The organism is Mesomycoplasma ovipneumoniae (genome assembly GCF_030012565.1).
Lineage (GTDB): Bacteria > Bacillota_I > Bacilli_A > Mycoplasmatales > Metamycoplasmataceae > Mesomycoplasma > Mesomycoplasma ovipneumoniae_D.
This window is the reverse complement of record NZ_CP124621.1, coordinates 436994-458013: the sequence shown is the minus strand read 5'-3', so window position 1 is coordinate 458013 and position 21020 is coordinate 436994. Positions and strand designations below refer to the sequence as shown.

13 protein-coding genes are annotated in these 21020 nt (G+C 30.5%); 8 read left to right on the top strand and 5 right to left on the bottom strand.

The features are described from left to right. Nucleotides 1–524 precede the first annotated feature (524 nt). The 8 genes from QJQ40_RS01675 to QJQ40_RS01640 all read left to right on the top strand — a co-directional run bounded on the left by QJQ40_RS01675 (nucleotide 525) and on the right by QJQ40_RS01640 (nucleotide 12622). Entirely contained in the window at nucleotides 525–2678 is a 2154-nt protein-coding gene (locus tag QJQ40_RS01675; protein ID WP_282861604.1) for a P68 family surface lipoprotein, read from the top strand. A gap of 350 nt (nucleotides 2679–3028) precedes the next feature. Further along, nucleotides 3029–5212, top strand: coding sequence for a P68 family surface lipoprotein (locus QJQ40_RS01670; RefSeq protein ID WP_282861603.1), 2184 nt, complete (start codon nucleotides 3029–3031; stop codon nucleotides 5210–5212). A gap of 18 nt (nucleotides 5213–5230) precedes the next feature. After that, nucleotides 5231–7357: a P68 family surface lipoprotein gene (locus QJQ40_RS01665; protein WP_282861601.1), complete on the top strand. Its 2127-nt coding sequence runs from the start codon at nucleotides 5231–5233 to the stop codon at nucleotides 7355–7357. A gap of 17 nt (nucleotides 7358–7374) precedes the next feature. Next, on the top strand, nucleotides 7375–8334 hold the full coding sequence (locus QJQ40_RS01660) for a thermonuclease family protein (protein ID WP_282861600.1): 960 nt from the start codon (nucleotides 7375–7377) through the stop codon (nucleotides 8332–8334). Between the two features lies 1 nt (nucleotide 8335). Further along, on the top strand, nucleotides 8336–10522 hold the full coding sequence (locus tag QJQ40_RS01655) for an ATP-binding cassette domain-containing protein (protein ID WP_282861599.1): 2187 nt from the start codon (nucleotides 8336–8338) through the stop codon (nucleotides 10520–10522). Then, on the top strand, nucleotides 10513–11523 hold the full coding sequence (locus QJQ40_RS01650) for a carbohydrate ABC transporter permease (protein WP_282861598.1): 1011 nt from the start codon (nucleotides 10513–10515) through the stop codon (nucleotides 11521–11523). The genes QJQ40_RS01655 and QJQ40_RS01650 overlap by 10 nt, the downstream gene beginning before the upstream one ends. After that, a complete protein-coding gene (locus tag QJQ40_RS01645; protein WP_044285977.1) occupies nucleotides 11486–12451 on the top strand; it encodes a carbohydrate ABC transporter permease in 966 nt (321 codons plus the stop codon). Before QJQ40_RS01650 ends, QJQ40_RS01645 begins: the two co-directional genes overlap by 38 nt. Before the next feature lie 3 nt (nucleotides 12452–12454). Then, nucleotides 12455–12622 carry a hypothetical protein gene (locus QJQ40_RS01640; RefSeq protein WP_169815917.1) on the top strand — a complete coding sequence of 56 codons (168 nt, stop codon included), beginning with the start codon at nucleotides 12455–12457 and terminating at the stop codon, nucleotides 12620–12622. A gap of 870 nt (nucleotides 12623–13492) precedes the next feature. Here the strand turns inward: QJQ40_RS01640 and mip are convergent. The 5 genes from mip to QJQ40_RS01615 all read right to left on the bottom strand — a co-directional run bounded on the left by mip (nucleotide 13493) and on the right by QJQ40_RS01615 (nucleotide 20925). Next, nucleotides 13493–15889, bottom strand: a complete 2397-nt coding sequence (gene mip / locus QJQ40_RS01635; protein ID WP_282861595.1) for an Ig-specific serine endopeptidase MIP — start codon at nucleotides 15887–15889, stop codon at nucleotides 13493–13495. Nucleotide 15890: 1 nt separating this feature from the next. Continuing rightward, on the bottom strand, nucleotides 15891–17987 hold the full coding sequence (locus QJQ40_RS01630; protein ID WP_282861594.1) for a putative immunoglobulin-blocking virulence protein: 2097 nt from the start codon (nucleotides 17985–17987) through the stop codon (nucleotides 15891–15893). 288 nt (nucleotides 17988–18275) lie between these two features. Further along, nucleotides 18276–18935: a 5'-methylthioadenosine nucleosidase gene (locus QJQ40_RS01625; RefSeq protein ID WP_282861592.1), complete on the bottom strand. Its 660-nt coding sequence runs from the start codon at nucleotides 18933–18935 to the stop codon at nucleotides 18276–18278. Beyond that, nucleotides 18916–20001 (bottom strand): nicotinate-nucleotide adenylyltransferase, encoded by a 1086-nt coding sequence (locus QJQ40_RS01620; protein WP_282861591.1) that lies wholly within the window; start codon nucleotides 19999–20001, stop codon nucleotides 18916–18918. The genes QJQ40_RS01625 and QJQ40_RS01620 overlap by 20 nt, the downstream gene beginning before the upstream one ends. Before the next feature lie 3 nt (nucleotides 20002–20004). Beyond that, entirely contained in the window at nucleotides 20005–20925 is a 921-nt protein-coding gene (locus QJQ40_RS01615) for a Cof-type HAD-IIB family hydrolase (protein ID WP_282861589.1), read from the bottom strand. Nucleotides 20926–21020: the final 95 nt, after the last annotated feature.

The following is a 21020-nucleotide window of genomic DNA, read 5'->3' as shown; positions in this document are numbered from 1 at the left end:
CCTAAATTTATAGATTTCTAAACGGTTAAATTTAAGGCATTCCATCATATTTAAAAATATAATGAATAATTCGCATTTTCTGATTTTCTATAGCAAAAACATAACCAATTCCCCCTTGATTCAATATCAAAATTTATTAATTCATTCTTAAGTAAGTCTAATTATAACAGAATTTTTTCTTAGACCAAGCAGTTTTTTTTTTTTTTTTTACAAAGGGTTAATTTTAAAATAATAAAAATTAAGATTTTAGAGTTAAAAAATACGGATTTTCGGGTATTTTTCTGTATTTATATTCACTAAAAAGTGAATTTTTGCCATCAAACTGCCAAACTCAGGCCATTAAAAATAAATTTTAAAATTTTTTTCTTTTTAGAAAATTTGTGCTATAATGATGGCAAATTTAAAATCATCTCAAAAAATTACCGTTTGTTTTTATTAACATGTTTTAATTCAAACAATTTATTTTTTGGGATGATTTTTTATTTTTAAAAACAAAACAAAAAACAAAGACGGATCAAAAAACTATGAAAAAACTAGCAAAACCAATTTTATTCTCACCACTTCTTATCTCGGGGTTAGCCTTAGTATCCTGTACATTAGGCACTACGAATGCTAAGGAATTTAAATTTGACGGAAATAATGACGGGCAGCTTCAATTTGTAACAAGTTGAAATGAAAAACAGCCAAGATTTCAGGCCTTAGATCAAGTTGTTAAACTTTGAAATGAAAAACCAGAAGTTAAAGATCAAAATAATCACGAGTATTTACCAATTAAATTAACTCCAAATTATGACAAAGACTACACCGTAATGGCTGCTAAATTCGAGCAAATTTTTTCTGCCAATGATAAAAATCAAACCCTAAATCTTGTAATAAATTATCCAGCTGTTGCGGCAAGTGCGGCTAAACATAAAATGCTTTTAGATCTAAACAAGTTTCCAGATTTAGCCCAGACTATAAAGGATACTTATCACCCAAAATTTCTCGAATCTAATACTCAAATAGCAACTCTTGATGAAAAGGGAATTTATACAATTCCATTTGTTAAATCTTCGCAGACTTTAGTTATAGATGGACCTGTTATGGCCTGAATTATTGAAAATGCAAAGAAAAATGGCGCTAAAATTGCAGATTCTGCCGAAGACAAACGTTTTTTTGAACAGTTTTCCTTGCCAGACTCAGACATGGAGCATATTAAAAAACTATGAGCACCGCGAAGTTTTGACGATAAAAACCCTAATCCTTGACAGAATTTTGAACTTTCTCACGAGACATTCAAATATTATGATAAAGTTTTTGATTTTTCCAAAAGAATTAAACAAGGATTTGTATTAAAACCGGCAGACATTAGCACAGGAGATTTTCCTTTTGGGACTGATGACATTGAAAATTTAGCTTTTGCCAAAATTTTTGCATCAGCTGGCGGTGATTATTCTAAATTTATGTTCGAGGTAACAAGGGAAAAATCAAAAGAATTAGAACGAGTTAGTTTTGATAAATTATTTAATAAAAATTCGCAAAGTTATCAAAATACAAAGAAAAATTATGAACAAATTTTAGATCTTTTTAAATCAGATGCATTTTTTTATCCAGGAAGATTTTCACAAGAAAGTTTTGCCAACAATTTGATGAATAATCACCAACTTGCCATGGCAATTTCCTCAACAAGTAATTATCAACGCCGGTTTGTAAAGTCAAACTCTAATTTTGTTTTTCAAGTAAATGGTAAAACTGAAAAAATTCCATTTTCTTCAAAAATCCAAGCATACCAAATTCGTGAGCTGGATCCAGACCAAAAAGATTCCCAAAAAGCAATTTATGAACTAAAAAATGTCTTAACAAGTCAAATTAGCCAGTTAATAAATGAGACTAAAAGTTCAACTTATGCTGATTCAAATGTTTATTTAGATCCTAAAGACACAAATCTAGCTAAAAAAGTAAAGGAATTTGTTGATTCTAATTCAAAAGATTCTCGTCAATCTTATTTAGTTTTTGGTGAAGATTTTTCTAAGTTTTACCAAGAAAAAATTAAAAACACTGACTCAGAAATAATTAATCTTACAAATAAAAATGACAAAAACGACATTTTTTTACTAAAAAATGCCAGTGTTGAAAATCCAGGTGGGGATAAACACTTAAACCAAAATGAAGTTGTTTTCCTCCAAGAGCCAATTAAAAATTCAAGCAGTGATTCAAAAAGCATTTATACTTACCAAGGTCCAGATTTAATCGCTTTTCACTCAAATGCCGAAGAAGATATTGCAACAAAAAATTTCCTAAAATGAATGCTAACCCACAAACAAGACTTTACATACCAAGGCCAATCTGGTGAGGCAAAATATCATGGTAGTCCGAGCGAATATGTTGCATTTCGTGGAAATTATCTAGCGCCAACAAAACAAGTTTTTGGCCAAAATTTGTCTAATACTGAACAATTTCAGCAAAATAATTCTTTTAGAGCCGCATTTAAAAATTTTAAAACCGTTAATGATGACCCGCAGCACAACTCATTTTATATGGACCCAGTTGACTCAAGAAGTGCGCTAATCCGTCTTGAGGTAAAATCAACGCTAAACCAAATGGGTCGTCTTGTTGCTGATGGATCCCAAGATCAAGCTAGTTTTGAGAAATTTTTAACAGCACTGCAGACAAAATTAAATTCAGCAAACGTGAGTTAATTTTTGACCAAAAGGCTTAACTTTTTTAAATTAAAGTTTAATAAATTTGAAAAAAATTCAACAAATTTAAGAAAAAAACGTAATTTTTGTTAATTTTTTCTAAAAAGTTATATAATAATCTCAAATGTTAAGCACAACTGGAAATTATTTATTGTTAGTTGGTCTAAATTGTTAAAGTTTTGACTAAGTAAATTAAGATAATTTATCGTTGTGCTTTTTTATTTTAAAAACTAACAGGAGAGCAATTTGGAACAATAAAATTAAAAAATTAAAGTCACTTTTAAAAAATAAATAAATATATAAATTACAGATACTGCAAATCTTCTTATTAAAAAAGAAATTTAACAACAATGGAAAAAATCAACAAATTTAAGTCAATATTTTTAAAAACAGCAATTAGCTTAGGACCGGTTTCTTCTTTGGCTATTTTGACATCCTGTTTTTCAAATGCAAATCACACTGAATTAAAATCACAAAAAGACAATCCACTTCATTTTGAAACCGAAAATGACAATACAATCGATTTTCGCGTAATTTTTGGACTTACAGATCCCCGAACTCAAGCTCTAAAAACAATTTTTGAAAAATGAAACCAAAAATCCGAAGTTAAAGACAAACAGGCAGGATTTTTACCAGTTAAATTAGAACCAAGCGCGGCAAATTACATCGATGATCAAACTAATTTAACAACATTTTTACAGGTTAAAGATACAAAAAAACTGCCGAATTTAACACTAAATTACCCAGCTCTGGCGGCTAGTTTGAATAAACACGGTATGATTTTGGATCTAAACTCCCAAAGCGATTTAGCCCAGACTATTAAAAATAGTTATGATGAAAGATTTCTGGTCGAAACAAAAAATGTACCTGGAATTGACCAAAATACACTAGCTTTTTTGCCAATACTAAAAACTTCAAAGGCACTTTTGCTTGACAAACCAGTTTTATCATACATATTAGAATCAGCAAAAACAAGTCCTAATTTTAAAATTAGCGAGTCTGACAAAACACGAGTTAAAAATCTAGATCCAAAAAAAACTGATCTTGAATACATCAAAAAAGTCTGAGGAGAGTACAAAAGTTTTCCTTCAGATCAAGGCGGTTTTGATGGTTATACTTTTAGTTTTGAAAAATTCAATAATTACAAAGATCTTATTGATTTTTTAAGTCGAGTTAGAAAATCATTCCCAGATGCCGAAAAAGGTAGTCAAACCGAAAAAGTTAACTTTTTACTCGGACTAAATGATACAGCTGCACTCTTCTTTTTTGTAGCTTTTGCCCAGGCAGATGGTGAGTATGAAAATTCAAGTTATTTTAAAAATCTTGATGGTGCTTCGCTCAACTATACAAGTCTTTTTGATGAGACAACCAAAAGTCACCAAAATACAAAAAAAGCCTATGAAATATTGGTAGATTTAGTAAAAAATAAATTACTTGGTCCAACAAGCGGCAGAACTAGAGCTAGCGAATTTTTAAAAAATCACCAATTAGTTTTTGCAATTACTTCAACAAGTGATTATTCACGTAACTTTGAAAAACAAGGACAAAATTTTTTACGTCTAAAAGTTAATAAAAAAACTTTTGACTACCCGGTTGGCTCAAAATCTAAAATTTGAAAAATAGTAAGTGAAGAAAATATGCCTTCAAATGCAATTGCAAAAGTTCACCAAATTTTAGATAATTCAACCGGTTATGTTTATGAATCGGATGCATTTTCTGTTCAAGAAAATGAAATTTCATTAAGCAAAACTGATGACAAGGATTTAATTGAAAAAATAAAAAATGCTATAAAATCAAAGCCTAATTTAAACAGTTTTAATTTTTTAGCAATTGATTCTGGTTTTGACAAGTGAGTTGGTGATAAAGTCAAAGAAGATTCAAATACTTCTTCACTTTATGTTGAATCAGCAAAAAACAAAGTTAAACTCTTCAATCAACCTGAAAATGCTTTTATTTTTTCAAAATCACACCAAAAACTTAATGAAGACGAGTTAGAGTTTCTCAATGAGCCTTCAAAAACACAAGAGTCAAATAAATTTAATATCGTTACGTCCCAAGGCCCATCTTTGATTGGATTTTACAATAATGAAGTCGAAAATGAGGCCACACTTAACTTTGTTAAATGATTTATTTCGGAAAAAATTGAATTTGACGGGCCAAATAACAAAAAAATGGTTCTAACTCCGAGCGATTTTTTAGCATTTTCAGCTTCAAACATCAATCCAACTAAGGCAAATTTGGAATCAAGTTTTGATCAGAATCCAGCTTTTGCAAAAAATAATGCTTTCAAAGTTGCTTATGAACAATTCCAAAGTCAGCTGAAAAACCCTGAAAAATATAGAGTTTTTACCGAACCTGCAGGAATTGACTCAAATACTTTCCGAAAAGCAACTCTAGGAAGTGTTTCTCAACTTTACAATCAGTTTTTAGCCAACCCGAATTTAAATCTTGAGTTTAATACTTTTCTTAGAATTCTAAAGGAAAATATCGGGGCATCAGTTAAGTTAAAAACAGAAAAAAATACACAAAAATAAAATACTAAGGAGAAAAAAATGAACACACATAGTAAAAAAGGTACAAAATTAAGGCATAAAAATAACACAGCAAAGAAAATTAGTCGGATTTTCTTATCTTCTTTATCAGTTTTAGCACCAGTTGGACTTATTGCTTCTTGTGGTGTTTTGTCAGGTTCAAATGGAGTTAGAGGATTTACATTCGACACTCCTGAAGATGGTGAACTAGTTTTTGGTCACAATTTTTCTTCAAGTGGAAATGAAATTAAAGCATTAAATAAAATTATCGAACTTTGAAATACAACCCAAAAAGATAAGCCTGATTTTATAAAAATGAAAGAACAATCTTATCAAGGGGGATATTCAGGAGCATCTAATTCAATTAACACTTTTTTAGAAACAAAAGATCGACTTAAATTACCTAATATTGTTACAAATTATTCATCTTTATTGGCAATTGTAAATAAACATTCAATGACATTTCCGATTGTTTCTGATTTAAAATCAGATCAAGAGCCAACTGATGAAAGTGAAAAAATTACCAAAAATTTCCTAAAAGAACAAGGAATTGAAGACTTTTTACAAATTAATTCAGAAATTCCGTTTCTTGACGAAAAAGGAGTCTATACTCTTCCATTTGGAAAATCTTCTGAAGGTTTATATGTAAATAAAGTTTTATTTGGTTGAATTATTCAACAGGCGATGAATGACTCAAATCCAGCAAAAATTAAAGCTGAAGACAAACAGTTTTTTGAAGAATTTACCAAATTAGCTACTGAAAAAACTAAAGATGTTGCTGAAATTAAAAAACTTTGAAAAGAATACGCGCCAAGCACCGATGGTCTTTCTGGTTATGAATTTAAAAAATCTGATATTGAAAACTTTAGTGATTTACAGAAATTATCTTCAAGAATTGTCAAAGCATTTCCAAAAGCACTTGAAGGTTCAAGTCTAACTGCAGCAAAATCAGTTTTAGGAATTGACAATGCAGCTACTTTAATTTATGGACTTTCACGTTCTTTGTCAGAAAATGATAAATCTAAAGAAGTTACCGTTTTAAATCGAAAAGAAAATCTTATTAGTTATACATCATTTTTCAAAAAACCTGAATCAGATAGATACAAAAATTTAAAACAAGTTTATGAACTACTCACCAAAGGAATGGCTGATAAGTCAATTTATTTTACAACTCCTGGTGAATATAATTCAACTTATTTCCGTAATCACCAACAACTTTTTTCAATCGGATCAACAGCAGGATTTCACCATAATTACATAAGAGCAAACGACAAAAATTACAAAGTAAGTTTTACTCACGAAAATGTTGAACATATTTACAGCCCAAATGCAAGATTTTCGGCAGTAATTAAGGCATCAGATTTAGCAGACATCTCAAAAGAAATTAAAGTTAAAGCGCTTAATGGTAAAGACACCGTTAAAATTAAGCAGTCAATTTTAGCTGAAATTAAAAGTCTTCTAGAAAAAAACCCGAAAAAAGAGTTGTTTTATTTTACTGACCGAGATGAGGTTCCTTCTGGAATCATTGAAGGATCATACAAAGTTCTTGATAAAGAAGAAAAATTTAAGCCAATTGTAATTACCGGATACAATGGCGTTGAAATAACAGAAGCCTCAAGTTCACTTAACGAAGATGAAATGGATATTTTAGCAGCACCGCACAAATTTGACAATAATTCAAAAATTACTGCCGTTACTGCCCAAGGTCCTGATTTAATTTTTATTCATGCAAATGAAAAAGAAGACCGTGCTGTTAAGGCTTTTGTAAATTGAATCCTAACTGAAAAAGTCGACTTTGGCGACAAATTCGGAAAAATAACTCCTGTTGAGTATTTTTCAAAAGCAACTTCATATTTATTACCACTAAAATCAACCCTAAGAACCGATGTTTCTAAGCCAAAAAATAAAGGTCAAAAGTTAGCACTTGAACAATTTAGTCGTTTTAATGACGAACAAGCTAAGGCTAAATATTCGCTTGTTTATGATAATGCTGATGCTAGATCCTCTGTATTTCGTTCAAATTTAGACTCAACCGTTGCACAAATGCAATCACTTAAGGCAGCCAATGGCACTGTTCCTAGTTTTAACGATTTTCTAAACACTTTGAGTCAAAATTTAGGACCTGATTTTGCAAGAGAAAAAAACTAAACCGATAAATTTGTCTTATGAAAAGAAAATTTTTAAAGCTGTTTTTTACTAGTATAAATTTTACTTTTATCCCTTTTTTTATTGCCGCTTGTACAACAGATCACGCTGCTCAAGGTTACTTTCAGGCGCAAAAATACTATAAAATAGAGGATTTTGGGCTAGATCCTGAGTTAGATTTGCACGATAAAAAAAGTCAATATGCAAAAGACATTGCAAAATTTCTTAATCCAAATTATTCTTGAACTCAAGAAGATAAACTGAAATTTAAAGATGATATTTTGCCTGATTCAAAATTTTTTGGCCGCCAAAAAGTTACAATTCAAAAATGAACTGATGGCGATACAGCAACCTTAAAATCTGTTGGCGAAAGCAAAATTGAGCCTGTTTTTAATGTCAGAATTGAAAGTATTGACACCCCAGAGGTAGGAACATCCCAATCTGGAACTTATAAAAAAACCGAAGGGCTTGAGGCCGAATATGCAAATCGAGCAACTCGATTTGCCGAAAAAATGTTGCCTGTAGGTACACAAGTTTATTTTGTCTACCCAAAAACAGGTCCAGCGCGTTCTTTTAACCGTTATGTTGGAAGTTTATTTTTTGGTCATAATGGATTTTATAAATCTTATGGCGTTGAAATAACAAAAGCAGGACTTGCTGTTCCAACTTTGCAATCAGGATTTTCAGGAATAACTAACCAGACTACAATTTATTATTATAATTCAATCAAACAAGCAGCAGCAGTTGAAAATTCCATCAATAAAAAGTTCGGAATTTATGAAAAATTAAAAGATTCAAATATATCTTCGATTAATGAAAATCTTGAATCTATCTATAAAACACGAGGTCTTGCAAAAATTTCTGACTTTTTAGTTCTAGGTGAAGCAAATAAAGATAAAAATGTTGTTGACTGGTATGAATTTAGGTTAGAAAATTCAAAAGATACAAAAAGTGGAAATAAAAGTGGAAATAATAAATAATATGAAAAAAGCAGATGATAATAAAAAAATCGAACAAAATAACTTTGAATCCGAGTTAAAAAAAATTCGGCAGGCCTCAAATAGTCGTTATAAATCGAAATTTTCAATCCCTGCAATTGAAATTAAAGACTTAACAATTGACTTTGGTGAAACACTGGCTGTTGACAGTGCAAATATTAAAATTTACAAAGGTGAACTTGTTACACTTTTAGGACCCTCCGGTTCAGGAAAAACTACAATTTTAAATGCAATTGCTGGTCTTTTAAATCCAACTTCAGGTCAAATTATTTTCAATGGCGATGATGTAACCCGAAAATCACCTCAGCAACGTAAAATTGGTCTTGTTTTCCAAAATTATGCGCTCTATCCGCATTTAAATGTTTTTGGAAACATTGCTTTTTCTTTGCATAATGACCCAAGATGAAAGCAAAAAGCACTTGAAAAATCGATGCTTGCACGTGTAAATGCTAATTCAGTTGTTCTTGCCAAAAACGGCGCTTCACTTGAAGATCTAGAAACTTACAAAAATAAACTATTTGATTATTTTGATATTTACCGCCAATTAGAACATGATTATAACGAACTTAAAACACAAATTTATCATAATTTAAATCAACTTCAGACCGATTATTTTTTAATTGAAGCTCACAAACAGGCTGAAATTAAAAATTTAACGATTGATTTCTTAAAATTAGGCAAGTCTGCATCAATTTTTTGAGCTTTTTGGAAAAAAATCTTTGGCAAAAAAGAAGGGGAAATTTGCCCAATCCAACAGGCGATTACCTTTCGAAAAGCTTATAAATTAAAAGTTGACAAAATCAAAAAACAAGCCAAACTTGACAAAAAAGCTCATAAAAACAAAATCCAAGAAGAAAAATATGCAATAAAAAATGCTCCTGAACTAGTTCGCGCTCGGCAAAACTTTTTAGAACAAAAAGCACTTTTATATGAAAAATTAGAAAAACTTGAGAAATTACAATCACAATTTCTTACTAATTCAAAAATTGAGTTGGCTAAAATTCAACAAGGTTATGAAAATTTTACTAAACAAACAAGTCTAAAAGATGCCGAATCACTCAAATTAGATTATCAAGAACAAATTGAGGCTTTTAATCAACGAAAAAAAGAAAAAGAGCTTTGATTTAAAACTGAAATTGAAAACGAAAAAAATCAAATTAAAAATTCAGGAAAACTTGCAAATCTTGAGCATACTTACCGTGAAACTACAAAGAAATTTCTTGAAACAAATACTCGTCATTCACCGAATTTGTTGCTTTTAAAATCGCTTAAGACTAAATCAAAAACTTACAAAAAGGAAACTTTAAAGCTGTTTTTGGACTATGAAAGAAACTTAATCAATAAGTTTTCCCTTAATACTTCAAAACTAAACGAGCAAGAATTAAAACAATACCAAGATTATCAAAATGATAATATTTCAATAAAAGAAGCAATAAATCGCGCTGTTTTACGGACAGCCGAAAAAGTTGAAATAACGAAAAATTTAGCTAAAAAACCAACAAAACTCTCTGGTGGACAACAGCAAAGAGTCGCAATTGCCCGTGGAATTGTTCGACATCCTGATATTTTACTAATGGACGAGCCACTTTCAAATTTAGACGCCAAACTAAGAGTTCAAACTCGTCAGTGAATTCGAAAAATTCAAACTGAAATCGGAATAACAACAGTTTTTGTTACCCATGACCAAGAAGAGGCAATGTCAATTTCGGACCGAATTATTTGTATGTCAACTGGATATGTTCAGCAAATTGGAACTCCAACTGAGTTATATCATAATCCTAAAAATGAATTTGTTGCTTCATTTTTAGGTGTTCCTGAGATGAATATTTTTGATGCTTTTTATGACAAAGAAACTAAAAGTGTCATTGTTGATAATCAAATAATTTTTGAATCACTAAAAGATTATCAACATGAAAAAATAAGAGTCGGAATTAGAGCCGAAGATTTAGTTGAAAATGAAGCTGGTAATTTTCAAGGCAAAATTAGCGTGATTGAATATTTAGGAAAAGATATTCTTGCCAAAATTGATGTTGAAAATATTGGCCAAATTTCAATAATCTTACGTAAAAAACCGGCCTATGAAGTTGATGAAATTGTCAAATTTAATATTAAATCAGGAAAATTACATCTATTTGATTATCAAACAAGGGAGCGAATCCAATGAACTTAATTAGTAGATATTTCCTAAGACAGCGAATTAAAAAAACTAATCTTGAACTGGGAATTCTGGACCAAAAGCAACCATTTTGAAAGCCTTTTTTAATACTTTTGCCTTCAATTTTAGTTATTTTTATTTTTACTTTTTTGCCATTTTTATACTCAATTTCTAAGTCTGTAAGTATCGAAATTAATCCTAATATTGCCGGAAATACTCGATTTGGTTTTGATAATTTTGTTGATTTAATTACCCTTGATACCAATTTTCATATTGCAATTCGAAATTCTGTCATTTATTCAATAGCAGCACTACCACTTGGACTAATAATTAGCTTAATTATTGCCTCAACAATTGCCTCGCTGCACCGCAAATATGCCCGTGGATTTTGACAGACAGTCTTTTTTTTACCTTATGTAACCTCAGGTATTGCCGTTTCAGTTGCTTTTGCCTATATTTTTGATAGTGAAACTGGCTTTATTAACCGTCTTTTTGGGATTTCAACAAGATGACTAAATTCCGGAAATCCTTCATCTTTTAATGCACTTTTAGTTGTTTTAATGTCAGGGGTCTGAAGAAGTCTTGCTTTTGAAGTTTTAATTCTAACAACCGCAATGCTTTCAGTTAATCCAACACTTTATAAAGCAGCGGCAATTGATGGAGCTAGTCCAGTTCGCCAATTTTTCAAAATTACACTGCCTTCAGTTTCAAAAACAATTAACTTTTTAATTACAATCGGAATTATCGGCGGAATTAAGGTCTTTCCAATCGGTATTTTTGCCAACGAAACTGAAGCAATTAGTAACGGAGGCGCAACTTTACTGATCTATATTTACAAAAATGTGCGCGGAACACCTAACTTTGCCCAGGCAGGTGCACTAACTATTTATCTTTTTGTTTTTGGAATTGCCCTTTCAGTTGTTGTCAAAAAGTTTTTAAGCACAATATTTTTAGTAGCTGACAAAATTACGGAGAAAAATGTTCATTATAAAATTAAAAATTCTAAAATATATTAGCGACAAAAAAACCGCTAAATTAACAGAGTCAATTAATTCGCAAGTTCGCAACAAAAATATTACAAGTGCAATTTCAAGCTTTTTACTCAAATTCATCGTGCTTTTCTTTTTTGGAATTCTAATTGTTTTTCCTTTTTATTTTATGTTGGTTTATTCACTCTCGCCTGAAGAGCAAATTCTTGACACCCGAATTCCAGTTTACTGGCCTAATCATTTTGCCTGGGACAATTTTGTCAAAGCTGCCCAGTCAGGTTATTTTGCTGCTCTTGGAATCACGATATTGGTTACTTTAATTTCTGTGGTTGCAAAAGTTTTTTTCTCAATGACTTTTGGCTATGCTTTTTCACTAAGAAAGTGGAAATTTAAACAAGCTTCTTGAGTAGTTTTCCTTTCAATTTTAGTTCTTCCTGAAACTGCCCTTTTAATTGGCCAATACCGAATTATGGTAATGCTCGGGTGAAATGACGGTTTTCAGTCAATTTTTGCCCTAACTAGTCCATTTGTTGCCTCTGTTTTTTCAGGATTTATGTTTCGAAATGCTTTTGAAGAAATTCCTGATCGAATTAAAGAAGCCTCAATGGTCGATGGTTGTTCTGGGATTAGATATTTTTTTAAGGTAGCCACCCCGATGATATCACCAACAATTTGAACTGTCGGAATTCTAACTGCTTTTTCTGCCTGAAATTCAACGCTTTGGCCACTTTTAATACTGCAGTCTAATTCAGCTGATCTAACTACTCTAAATACTTGGCTGTTACAAAAAGTTGGAGTCGCTGATGAGACCGCCCAGATTCCCGGAGGCTACTTTAAAAACATCAGAATGGCCGGTGCAATTTTAACAATTCTGCCAATGTTTATTGCTTATTTTGTCTTTCGTAAGAGAATAATGAGTGCAGTCTCACGTCAAGGATCTACCGTAAAAGGATAAAATATGACTAGATTGAAAAGTTTTTTTAAAAAAAATAAAGAAAAAATCGGACTTAAATTACAATCATCATTTATTTGAGCTTCAGTCATTGTTGGTCTTGGCTTTACTGCACTAACTTTTTGAGCAATTATCTATTTTTTCCAGCAAGCATTTATAGACGGCTTTTTATAAAATAAGTACAAATTTAAACAAAAAATCCAAACATTTAATTGTTTGGATTTTTTGTTTTTGGGTGTGTTAAATATTAAAAATTTAGCTTTTTTAGTTAGTGTTTTACAAAAACTATAAGTATTTAATTTTATGAGATATAAAAAGGGGCAAAAAACTCCTGAGTTTTACAGCTTGGTGGCAAAAATTTACTATGAATATAAATACAAAAAATACCGGCAAATCCGTGTTTTTGAGGCTAAAATCTTAATTTCTATTATTTTAAAATTAAGATTTTGCAAAAAAAAAAAAAAAAATGTTTGGTCAAAAATAAAATTATGCTATAATAACCATCACTAAGAATAAATTAATAAATTTTGATATTGAATTGAGGGGGGAATTGGTTATGTTCTTTGCATAAAAAATCAGAAAATACGAATTTTCCGTCATATTTTTAAATATGATGTATTGCCTTAAATTTAACCGTTTAGAAATCTATAAATTTAAGGCTTTTAATTATGGCTCTTTCAAAACTTCACATATTTTTTTAGGCTCAATGTAAATAAAAATGAGTTTTCTATTTGCATTGAGTTTAAATAGCAGTTGTATTTTTTTATGATTTTTGCCAGTGCTTTAAACTGAAAAAGTAGTTTAAAAATTTCAAATTTTGCTTTTTAAGTTAAAATTTTAGCTTTTTTAGTTTGAATGAGAGGAAAAATTGAGAGAATTAGTTATTTATTTTTGATTTTGATTGCGCCACTTTTGGTTTAATTTTCTAAATAAAACAAAATACTAAGTAAAATTGTTAAAACTAAAACAATCAAGATGACTAATTTACTGAATTTTGACCTGTAATTTTTACCCTATAATCAAAAAAATAGCCTATTTTTAAAGCTATTTTTTTGAAAAAACATCTTTTTGTTTGGCTAGACCTTCAGGAAATAAATTAGTTTTAAAATTGCTTTGATTTTTATAAAGTTCAGATAGTGCTTTTCAATAAGATTTTTGTTGCTGAGCATCACTAGAAGAATCGCCATAAATTAAATCATATTTAGGAAGATTATATTTGCCATAATAACCTTTATAATCATAGCCATAAGATCGTAAATTTAATGTTAAATTTGCTGAAGCTTGTGAATCTGAGGCATAAACAACAGAATAAAGTTGGCCGTCTTTAAAAAAGACAGGACTACCAGATAAACCACCGCTAGCAGTATAATTATCAATGAGAGTTCCAAGACCGCCATTTAAATATTTTTTGGATTTACGTTGTTTGTCTTTTTGGTCAAAATAATCAAGTTTTGTAAAAGATTTAGCCAATACTGGTGCAGTTATAAAATAATCGCTAATTCCGGGAATATTTACAAAACTGCGATAGGATCTTGATCAGGCAAATTCAGAACCGCCTTTAGTTGAAGTGTCATTTTCGTTTCTAGAATTAAAAAGTTTGGAATTTTTATTAATCCAAGGTGAAACGCTGTAATCTCTTTGGGCAAAATCGGCTGGATCATCGTTTTGAGAAATAGTAGGGTCGCCTTTTGAACCTGGGTAACCTAAGCTGTAAAAAGGGAATTTTTCTAGTTTTGAATATTGATCTGAATTAAACGGATTAAATTCAGAAATTTTTAACGATTTTGACTTGTGATTATTATAAAATTCTTCGGTAATTTTTTTAGCTTCTGCTTCATTATTGAAATTTATTTCAATAATTGCAAAATCAAGAAATTCATCGACATTTTGTAGATCTTGTTGATCACTAAAATCGCTAGGTTTGAATTTAAAAACGTCCGAACCCATTAAAATAGTTCTAACATTCATACTTTGGGTTGGTTTTTGGCGGGATTTTGGTTGGCTATTTACCCCAGCTAATTCTGGAGATTCTGAACCGTTATTGTAAATTTTACCGTTGTTTTCTTTGATATCGAGTTTGACTGTGTTATAAAATTCGTCATCAATGATTGCTCCTCTAGTGGTTGGCAAAATTGTATTCAAAGGAACGGTTTGTTTTAATTTTGTAAGAGTTATACTTTGTGTATTTAAATGAAAATCAGAATCATTATAATTTGAAAAATCACGGCCATAATGTTTATCTTTGTGAAAATCGTTGGCGATTTGCAAATTATTTGCCACGTGAGCGTTAGTTAAAAAGAATCATTTTAGTGGATAGGACGAATTTTGCGGAATTTGGTAATCTAAAATTCCTAAGGTTCCAAAGGAAAAATTAGTGCGCGTAATTGGATTGTTATTGTCATTTTGGTAGGCATCATCAACAACTAAATTTTCGATTTTTATTGAAACAACATTCGGAATTAATTTCCTATAATCCTCAGAAACAATTTTTCTTGGCAAACCAATTCGATTTGGACCACCATGAATATAGTCAGAATTTTCGCTAGATTTTCATCAAGCCGGCGTTTTAAATCCTGCTTCATAAGTATTGAATTTTATTTTATTTGTGTTTCCATTATCGTCAAAAACTGGTAAGGAAAAAAGGCGAAATTGGGCTTTTTCAAATAAAGGTTGGTTTGATTCTTTTGCTTTTTGATTTAATTTTGCAATAATTTCAGGCTTTTGTTTTGGAAAATTTTCAGGTTTTTTTTCAAGTTCACTTTTAGACCCAAGACCAATACCGCCACCACCGCTAGAATTAGTATTTATACGGTACCAATCTCATTCTTTTTCGGGAAAATCATTTTCGTATTGATCAAGAATTGTCCGCTTGCCATCCTTGGAAAAACGACTAAAATTTTGTCCAGAAGGACGAGAATTATTAGTTAATTCAACGATTTTTTTATCAAGTTCTTCTGATGATTGAGGATTTTGGGAGCCTTGAGGCAGCTGCTGTTCGGTTGACTTTTCCTCTTTAAAAATATCTTTAAGTGCGCCTAAGGTTAGTGTTGCTGTTGATCTTTGAGCTTCAAGATCATATTGAGTTTGCTGTGCAATTTTTTCTAAAGCACTAAAAATATTGTTAATTTGGGTGATTTTTTCCTGTTTTTTACTTAAATCTTTAACATTATTATCAAGAAGTTGAAAAACTGACTTTTGTGATTCGGAAATGAATTTTTTAAACTCATTTTCTGACTTTTGACCAAAAAGTGATTCAAAATTTGAATCAATTTTTTGAAAAACTAAGTCAATTTGGGGTGAATTTGAAATATTTCCTTCAGTTGGAGGTGTTTTTTGACTTTGTTGATTTTGTTCTGAAGGTAGTTTTTGCTGTTGGTTGTTGCCGCAAGCGATTGCAAAAAATGGAACAGATAAAAGTGGAAATAAAAATTTAATTTTCATTTTATACATTTCCTCCTAAAAATCCTTCTTGAACAGTGTTTTGCTCAGCTTTTTTAACTGAAACTTGAACAGATCCAATTCGTGAACCAACCTGTCTTAAAACTGATTCATTTTCAACATAAAGACGATTTACTGATAAATTACGTGAATTTGCTGCTCTAATAAAGGCGTTAATTTCAGATATTGCATCTCCACTAGGTGTCCCAGATAAAAAGATGGCTATCGGGCTTGAATTTTGAGTACCGTGATTGTCGCGAAACTCAATTTGGGCTCCACCTGGTTCGTCAAAAGTTAGCCGTGAATTTAATTGACCGCCGTTAAAATCGTCTCATTTTGCAACAAAATTGTTGCCCTCATCAAGGCCAAAAATTAATTTTTTAAATTTTATCGGACGAAATCCGGTAAAATCTTCGTTAGAATATTTGTCATCTTTTCAATTTTTAACATGATCATTTCAGATTTTATCGAGTTTTTCAAGACTTAAGCCTTTGAGTGATTTGATGTTTTTTGCTCGTGAAAAATCAAGATTAACCGGACGACCACCTTTGCCGCCGTGAGATCCTTGAAAAATTCGCTGATAAACTTTTGAGTCAAAAACAATTGAAAGGCCTTCATCAACAGTTTGGATTGTATCCTGAGCATCTCAGGCTAAAGTACTAAAAACAATTGATCCAGGTATTTTTTCACTAGGATGATTTTTATGAAAAGTTGCGGCATTATTATAATCAAAACTAATGTAGTCAATGTTTTTTAGCGCATTTGGATTAATTGACCAGTTATCTGACAGTGCATCAATATTTGAATAGAGCTCAAGTTCATCAAGTTTAATTTTTTCTAAAGGACGTAAATTAGCCGTTGCATTGTAATTATCAAGGAAAAGTGTTAATTTTTTAATTGAAGGCGGAATTGAACTTAAAATTTTTTCAACATTTTGGTTTGAGTTTTCATCACCAACATTTTTTAGAACAATAGCTTGAATTTTATTATCTTTTTGGAGTACTTTTGTTAAAATTTCCTGAAATTTTTTAAATGCATCATTGTCATTAGCATCAAGAACGATAACTTTGAGCGGTTGACGATTAGCTTTGTCCTCATTTTTATCATTAGGGGTATAATTATAAACTTTTACTGAATTTCCAATTGAATTATCAATTCCATTAAACTCACTTGAGACATCTTGACGGTCTCATCCTTCATAAGTTAAGTCAGAAATTGTTCCTGGAGTTCGTGAATATCAAGAAGGAATATTTATAAGACGGCGATTATTTGCTGCTTTTAGTTGATTTAGCACAGGATTATCAGATTCATTTTCATAACCTCAAACATAAGGCGAGTCAGTTGAAGGCAACATTCCCCGCAAAAGCCTTTTAATTTCGTCTTGATTAAATGATTTTTTGGTTTGTTTTAGCTCTTCAAGTGCTTTTAAGTCACTTTTAACTCTTTCAAGTTGGTATTCAGGAGCATTTGAACCATCAAAAGTTCGTAATTTTTGAATCCGAAAATTTTCTCAACTTAATTTTGAAACCTTATTGGGATTATAAATCGGATCATCAAAATGGTGGTCATAAATACGGTTAATTTCGTCAATTTCTTGTTGAAATCCGGCAATTTTTGCTTTCGCTTCTCTGATTGAATTATCGATTGCTTGACTATATCGCGCTAGCGCAATTACTTTTAATTTTTCAAGATTAGAATTAACATTTGCTTGTGATTGACTAACAACTTTTGTCTCAGTGCGCGGAACTGTTTGAGGTTGGGTCTTAGGTGGATTTATCGGTACTATTATTGCTTTTTCAGGAGTTGTTATGACTGGTTTTGGCTTTGGTGTTTCTACTTTTACTGGCTCAACTGGTTTGGGAATATCTATTTTAGTAACTTCCGGTTTTGGGACTTCAGTTTGTGCTGGTTTTTCTGGTTCTTTTAGAATTTCATTTCTGTCTTGGGGAGAAAAAACTATTTGAGGCCTAGGAATTTGACCTGTATAAGGATTTAATTGTTGGGTGAATCCAATGGTTAAAGTCGCAATTACTGCAGGAGTTGTTGCTAATAAAATTGTTTGTTTTCGTTTTGAAACTCTAGGTAAAATACTCAATCTCATAATCGTTCTGCCCTTCCTAAATGTTTATTAGCTAAATTTTACTATAAAAAATAAGACTATACAAAAAAATGTAAAATTAGATAAACTATAAATTGGTGTTTTGATTTAAACATCTTCGAAAAAGGCTCGAAATGAAACAATTCAATAAGAAATTGTCAAAAAAGTTTGCATAAAAAACTGGAATAATTGTTAGTTTTTTATGCCACTTTAAAACAAAAAACAGTTTGAAAACTTATAATTTAATTCTCAAACTGTTTTTACAAATTTATAATAGTGAACAAATATTTTTTAGATTTTCTCAAGAAGACCTAAGGCATATTTAGCGGCATTTTGAGCACCTTGTTTTATGTTAAAATTAACTTGAGAAATGTCAAGATTTTGACCAATTTTATCGCTCAAATATTTAATGCAATAAAAATTTAAGCTATTTTTGGCGCTTATTTGAGCAAAAGAAAATGCTTCCATATCAAAAAAATCAACAAATTGAAAATCTTTTACTTGATTTTCTTCAAAAATAAAACTATTTGATGAGCCTAAATTAAAATTTTGAGTAGCAATTAAATTATTCTCGTAAAATTTAGGTTCAAATGGTAGTTGGCCTGGTTGATATCAAGGTGTTTTTGCATCAAGTAGATAAAAACGTTTGGGAAATATCAATTGATTTTTCATTTTTGAAAAATCAATTGATGAACTACCACCACAAGCACCATAATTTATTATATTAGTAATTAAAAATTTTACTGCAACTGTTTGGGCAAAAATTGCTGAATTAATTAAGCCAATTTGCGAATGAATATAAAAAAAATAAATATTTTTATATTCATAAACTGGAAAATTTAGGTCTAAAACACTAACATTTTTTATAAATTTTGCACCAAGTAATTCTAAATTTACTTGTTCTTCCTTATCAGCATAAAAAATAGCGGTTTTAATTTTGATGTTTTTCATATAGTTTCATTTGATTGGCTGAGTTTTTCATATTTTCATGCTCAATTTTGGACATTCTTACAAGTTGGGTAAAGGCTTTATTTAAATCTTGTTTTGCTAAGTCGCGTAATTTTTGAATACCTGAAAATCGGCGGCCGCGAGCTAATTTATCCGCGACATAAATTGCTTTGTCAAATAATGACATTTCAAAACAAAGGGTTGTATGACAAGAAATAGCACGAATTATTTGGTCAAAAGGCAGTAAATAAACATTTTTTAATCAAATTGAAGCCGAAAGTTGATGAAGTTCGTAGTCTTGAAGATCATTAGCATCAATTTTTTGGGATTTAAGAAAATCAATATGTTCTTGCCTGCTTCATTTTTTGGTCAAATCATGAAATAAGCCAGCATAATAAGCCTGTTTTGAATCTAGACCATAAATTTTAGCATACTCGTTTGAGAGTTCAGCGGTATTTTTTGAATGGATAAAGCGGTCAGAATTGCCAAGAAAACCTTTAAGAATTGAATTAGCATATAAAAAATTAGCACCAATAAAAGCATTTACTTTTCGATCAAGGCCAAAAAAGTTTCCATTTCTAATTTCTGAAGAACTAAAATTAGGCAACTGGGTTGGCAAAATTAAGGCATTATAACGCTTAACATTTCCTAAATCAGGATAATTTTTACGCCTAAAAACAACAAGTTGGACTTTTTCAAGAATTTGTTTGTAATTTTTCCACATTTTAAAACTGGCAAGATTATCAGAACCTATTATTAAAAAAAGTTGTGCATCAGGATATTTTTGCTTGAAATAATTTACTGTTTCAATTGTATAACTAATTTTTTTGGCTTTAATTTCATAATCACAAACTTGCGTTTTTTCAATTTGGACTAATTTTAGCATTTCAAAACGAAATGCGGGATCAACGTTGTTTTCTTTATTGTTTTTTAAGGGATTTATGTAATTTGGGACAAAAAAAAGCATATCTAAATTTAAAAAATCGATTGCTTTTTTTGCAATTTGTATATGAGCTTTATGAACGGGATTAAATGAACCGCCATAAATTGCAATTTTTTCTAATTTCATTTTTTAATACTCGGTTGCTTCAACTGAAACCGCTGAACGCGCATATTTAACTTTTTTCGATTTTTCAAGTTCTTTTTCAGGATCTTTTAAAAAACGGTTAATATAATAACCAACGCCGCCTTCTTTATTTGTTTTTTTAAGAATAACGGTTGCATGTTTTTTTACTTGCGAAGGCGAATTTGCCATTGCAACAGAAATTGTGGAAATTTCAAACATACCAATATCATTGTAACTATCACCAATTGAAATTATATTTTCTAAATCAATTTTATAATAACGCGAAAGCATTGAAACAGCCTTAGATTTATTAACTCCAATTGCGGTCATATCAAACACGTATGTGTGATTTTCTCCCTTTGATCAAGCTGAAAATTCACCTAGATCACCATAGCGCCTTTCCAAATATGATTTAAAATCGTTGATGTTTGTAGTTCGTTTTGTATCAAGAATTAAACAAGTTGGTTTTAAAGGTATTTTATGGAAATTTAGACCAGGTTTTAGATTTTTAATATGGTCAAATCCAAAAACTTGTTCTAATTGTTTATCGCGTTTTTTGATTTTAGCTCATCCAGGTCCTTCAATTGCAACATTTGAGGTTTCAGCTTTTACCCGTTTGTCACCCATTATATATAAAATATCATTTAAATTGATGTAATTAATTGTTGGAATAAATTCAGAATCTGTTGGGTTATGAATATAAGCACCATTAAAATTAGCAACAATTGTTTTTAGACCTAATTTTTCATATATTGGTTTTGTTGATCTTCAAGGTCTTCCTGTTAGAATGCAAACAACATGTCCTAATTCAACAGCTCGCTTAATTCCTGATTCAGTATCGGGATGAATTTCGGAATTCGCACTATCAGAAAGCACTGTACCATCAAGATCAAGAACAAAAAGATAGCGATTTTTTAAGATTTTCATTTTGTGAAATTATACCATAAATTTACTCGATATTATTATTTTATACCGATACAATTTTTAAAATATCAAAATCATATTTTTGGGAGTATTAAATA